At 74.9% G+C, this 5,006-nt stretch carries 2 protein-coding genes; both read right to left on the bottom strand.

Going from position 1 to position 5,006, the window contains the following annotated elements; genetic code table 11:
- Window positions 1-905 (bottom strand): beta-ketoacyl synthase N-terminal-like domain-containing protein (locus ABTY62_RS47250; protein ID WP_352135589.1); only part of this gene is annotated, 905 nt, incomplete at its 3' end.
- A gap of 1 nt (window position 906) precedes the next feature.
- A partial coding sequence (locus tag ABTY62_RS47245; RefSeq protein ID WP_352135588.1) for an SDR family NAD(P)-dependent oxidoreductase occupies window positions 907-5,006 on the bottom strand: 4,100 nt, incomplete at its 5' end.

Below are 5,006 nucleotides of genomic sequence, written 5' to 3'. Positions count from 1 at the left end.
CGCACCACCGCCAGCACACGGTGCCCGTTGCGCCGGGCGTCGGAGAGCCGCTCCAGCACCAGCACCCCCACCCCCTCCGCCCACCCCGTGCCATCAGCCGAATCCGAGAACGCCTTGCACCGGCCGTCGGGCGAGACCGCGCGCTGGCGCGAGAACTCCACGAAGGTGGTCGGCGTGGACATCACCGCCACACCGCCTGCCAGGGCCAGCGAGCACTCCCCCGCGCGCAGCGACTGCGCCGCCAGGTGCAGCGCCACCAACGACGACGAACACGCCGTGTCCACCGTCACCGCGGGGCCCTCGAACCCGAAGGTGTACGCGACACGGCCCGACGCCACGCTCGGCAGGGATCCGGTCAGCAGCTGCCCCTCGACTCCGCCGGTTCCGTCGGCCAGTGACGCGTAGTCGCTGTACATCACCCCGGCGAAGACGCCGGTGCGGCTGCCGCGCAGCGAGGACGGGTCGATGCGCGCGCGTTCCAGCGCCTCCCAGCTGGTCTGGAGGAGCAGCCGCTGCTGCGGATCGGCCGCCAGCGCCTCTCTGGGCGACAGTCCGAAGAAGCCGGCGTCGAACTCCGCGGCGTCGTAGAGGAATCCGCCGTGGCGTGTGTAGCTGGTGCCGAGGTGGTCCGGGTCGGGGTGGTACAGCCCGTCGAGATCCCAGCCGCGATCGGTGGGGAACTCCGACACGGCGTCCACACCGTCGACGACCAGCTGGTGCAGTTCCTCGGGGGAGGTGACGCCGCCCGGGAGCCGGCAGGCCATGCCCACGATCGCGACCGGCTCCCGGCTCGCGGACCCCGCCTCCGCAGCCGCGCCCGCCTCCGCTTCCGCGAGCCTCCGACGCGTCTGGCGCAGTTCGGTGGTGACCCGTTTCAGGTAGTCGAGCAGCTTCGCGTCGCTCATGTCAGGGCCTTCCCAGCTCATCGTCGATCAAGGAAAAGAGCTCGTCCGCACTGGCCTCGGCGATCTCCTGGTCGGTCGCCGGCTCCGTCATGTCGGCCCCCGCGGTCACGGTCGCCAGCAGCTCCCACAGCCGGACGGTGACGGCCGAGAGCAGTTCGTCGTCGCCGACGGCGGCCACGTCGGCCGCCAGCCGGTCGAGTTCGGCGAGGATGGGTGGCTCGGCCGTCGGGGGAGGCTCGGGGGCGATCCGCTCCAGCAGGTGCCGGGCCAGCGCGGAGGGGCTCGGATGGTCGAAGGTCACCGTGGCGGCCAGGGGGAGCCCGGTGAGGGTGGAAAGGCGGTTGCGCAGCTCCAGGGCGGTCAGCGAGTCGAAGCCCAGTGCGGTGAAGCCCCGGTCCAGGGGCACGTCGCCCGGCCCGGACCGGCCGAGCACCGTCGCGATCTCGGCCTGGACGACGCGTCGCACGGTCAGCTCGCGGTCGTGGTCGGGCAGGGTCGGCAGCCGGTCGCGCAGCGAGGTGGCACCCTCGCGGTCCCCGTTCGCCCGTGCGGCCGGGGCGCGCGTGAGCCCTCGGAGGATCGCCGGCGGGTCGGTGTCGTCCCGGAGCGCGGACAGGTCGCACCAGGCGGGCACCAGGTGCGCGCGGTCCGCGCCGAGCCCGAGGTCGAGCAGCGCCAGGCCGTCGTCCGTGGGCAGCGGCCGCAGGCCCATGCGGAGGATCCGCTGCCGGTCGGCCTCGTCGAGGCGGCCGGTCATTCCGGTGCTCTGCTCCCAGAGCCCCCAGCCCAGGGAGACCGCGGGCAGCCCCGAGCCGTGCCGGTGGTGTGCCAGCGCGTCGAGGAACGCGTTGGCGGCGGCGTAGTTCGCCTGCCCGGCCAGGCCGAGGGTGGCCGAGACCGAGGAGAACAGGACGAACGCCGACAGGTCGATTGCGCGGGTCAGTTCGTGCAGATGCCATGCCGCGTCGGCCTTCGCCGACAGGACGGCGTGCAGTTGCTCCGGCGTCAGGGACAGCACGGCGGCGTCGTCCATGACCCCCGCCGCGTGCACCACCGTCCGCAGCGGCGCCGACGCGGAGGCGGCCCTGATGACCTCGGCCACGGCTGCCCGGTCGGCGACGTCGCAGGCGGCCACGGACACGGAGGCGCCCGCCGCGGTCAACTCCGCCACCAGGTCGTCCGCGCCTTGGGCGGCCCTGCCACTGCGGCTGACCAGCAGCAGGTGTCGGACGCCGTGCCGGGCCACCAGGTGCCGCGCCACGGCGGCGCCGAGCCCTCCGGTCCCACCGGTGATCAGCACGGTTCCTTCGGGGTCGAGGGCGGGACGGCCGGGGTCGGGGGCGGGGACCGAGCCGCGGGCGAGCCGCGGCGCCAGGAGCCGGCCGGCGCGCAGCGCGATCTGCGGCTCGCCGGTCGCCAGTACGCGGCCCAGCTCGTCCGGGGTGAGTTCGAGTTCGCCGGTTCCGTCGCAGTCCACCAGGACGATCCGGCCCGGGTGTTCCGTCTGGGCCGAGCGCAGCAGCCCCCACACCGTGGCGGCGGCGAGGTCGAGGCCGGCGCCCGGCTCCACGGCCACGCCCCGCCGGGTGGTGACGACCAGCCGGGACGGGCCGCCGCCGCTCTCCTCCAGCCACTTCCGGACGTCCCGCAGCACGGATTCCGCGGTCACGTGGACGGCTTCGGGCAGATCCGCCGCGCTCGCGGCGACCGGCAGTACGACGGTCGAGGCGTCCGGCGCGGCCGCCGTGCCGACCGCGGCGACCTCCCGCCAGTCGAGCTGGAAGAGCTTGGGGTCGAACCGCCGGGCGTCCAGCGGTCGCAGGGTGAGGGAGTCGACCGACAGCACCTCGACCCCGCTGCCGTCGGCGGCCGCGAGCGAGGCCCGGCCCTCGCCGAGCGGGCTGATCCGGACCCTCAGCTGGGACGCGCCCGCGCGCACCGGCCGCACACCGGCCCAGGAGAACGGCACCACGATGCCCGGGCCCTGTTCCAGCACCAGGGGATGGAGTACCGCGTCCAGCAGCGCCGGGTGCACATGGAACGGGCCCGGCTCGTCCCGGAGGGCCACCTCGGCCAGGAGGTCGTCGCCGTGCCGCCAGACGTTCCGCAGGTTCTGGAAGGCCGGCCCGTACTCCAGGCCGCGCCCGGCGAGTTCGCCGTACCAACCGGTGAGGTCGAGCGGTACCGCCCCGGCGGGCGGCCACTCGGTCGGCGCGGCGGCCGCGCCTCGGGGCTCGGCCGGGCTCACCACGCCCGTGGCGTGGAGCTGCCATCCCTCGTCGGCTCCGCCCTGAACGCGGCCGTGGACGCGCACCGCACGCCGCCCGGCGTCGTCCGGCGCAGCGGCGGTCAGCTGCACCTCCACCTCGCCCCGCTCCGGCACCACCAGGGGGGTGTGCAGCGTCAGCTCGTCGACCGCGTCGCCGACGCGCAGGGCCATCTCCAGCAGGGCGGTCCCCGGCACCACTGCCTGGCCCAGCACGCGGTGGTCGGCGAGCCACGGCCGGGCGCGCAGCGACAGCCGTTCGGTGAGCACGGTGCCGTCGCCGTCGGCGAGTTCCACGGCACGTCCCAGCAGCGGCCGGTCCGCCATGGCGTCCAGCCAGTAGCGGCGGCGCCGGAAGGCATACGTGGGCAGTTCGACGCGGACTGCCCCGGCACCGGCGAACGCCCGGTCCCAGTCCACCGCGACACCGCTTGTCCAGGCTTCCGCGACCGAGGTCAGGAACCGGTCCAGGCCGCCTTCGTCGCGCCGCAGCGATCCGCAGACCGCCCAGGGCGCCGCCTGCTCGCGGCCTTCCAGGGTCTCCTGGACGCTCATGGTGAGCACCGGGTGCGTGCTGATCTCGATGAACGTGTCGTGGCCCTGCTCGGCCAGCGCTGTCACGGCGGTCCGGAAGTGCACGGGCTTCCGCAGGTTCCGGTACCAGTAGGCGGCGTCCACCGGCGTCTCACCGAGCCAGTCCCGCTCGACGGTCGAGAAGAACGGCACCTTCGCGGGCTCGGGCCGGACGTCGGCGAGCACCCGGGCCAGTTCGTCCTCGATCCGCTCCACGTGGGAGGTGTGCGAGGCGTAGTCCACCGGGACCCTGCGCGCCCGGATCCCCTCCGCCTCGCACGCGGCGTGCAGTTCGTCCAGCGCCCGCGGGTCACCGGCGACGACCGTGGCGGACGGCCCGTTGAACGCGGCCACCTCGAGACGGCCCGCCCACCGTTCCAGCCGGGACTCCACCTCCGCCGACGGCAGGGCCACCGACATCATCCCGCCGAGGCCGGCCAGCCCCTTCGCGATGGCCTGCGAGCGCAGCGCCACCACCCGCGCCGCGTCCGGCAGCGACAGCGCGCCCGCCACACAGGCCGCCGCGATCTCCCCCTGCGAATGTCCCACGACCGCCGAGGGCTCGACGCCGTACGACCGCCACAGGGCCGCCAGCGACACCATCACCGCCCACGACACGGGCTGGACCACCTCGACCCGGTCCAGGGTCGGCGCACCCGGCACCTGCCGCAGCACATCCAGCGGCGACCAGTCCACGAACTCCGCCAGCGCCGCGGCACACTCACGCATCCGCCGGGCGAACACCGGTGCGGTGTCGAGCAGTCCGGCGGCCATGCCGGGCCACTGCGAGCCCTGGCCCGGGAAGACGAAGACCACCCGGTCGGCCGTGTGCGCTGCCACGCCGCTGACCGAACCCGGGGCCCCGCTGCCCCGCGCCAGCTCGTCCAGCGCGGTCGCCAGGCCGTCTCGGTCGGCGGCCATGACGACGGCGCGGTGGCCGAACTCCGTCCGCGAACTCGCCAGCGTCCAGCCGATGTCCACGGGGCGCAGCTCCGGGTCGGACGCCACTTTCGCGCGCAGCCGTCCCGCCTGGGCCCGCAATGCCTCGTCGCTGGTGCCCGACAGCACGACCGGCACCGGGGACGACGCGACCGGCTCGTCCTCGGCGGCATCCTCCGTTTCCCCGGGCGCCTGCTCGACGATCACATGCGCGTTGGTGCCGCTGATCCCGAACGAGGACACCCCGGCGCGGCGCGGCCGGTCCAGCTCGGGCCACGCCCGCTGCTCGACCAGCAGCTCGACCGCCCCGGCCGACCAGTCCA

Source organism: Streptomyces sp. NPDC097640 (assembly GCF_040302705.1).
Lineage (GTDB): Bacteria > Actinomycetota > Actinomycetes > Streptomycetales > Streptomycetaceae > Streptomyces.
This window is presented reverse-complemented; position numbering and strand designations above follow the sequence as displayed.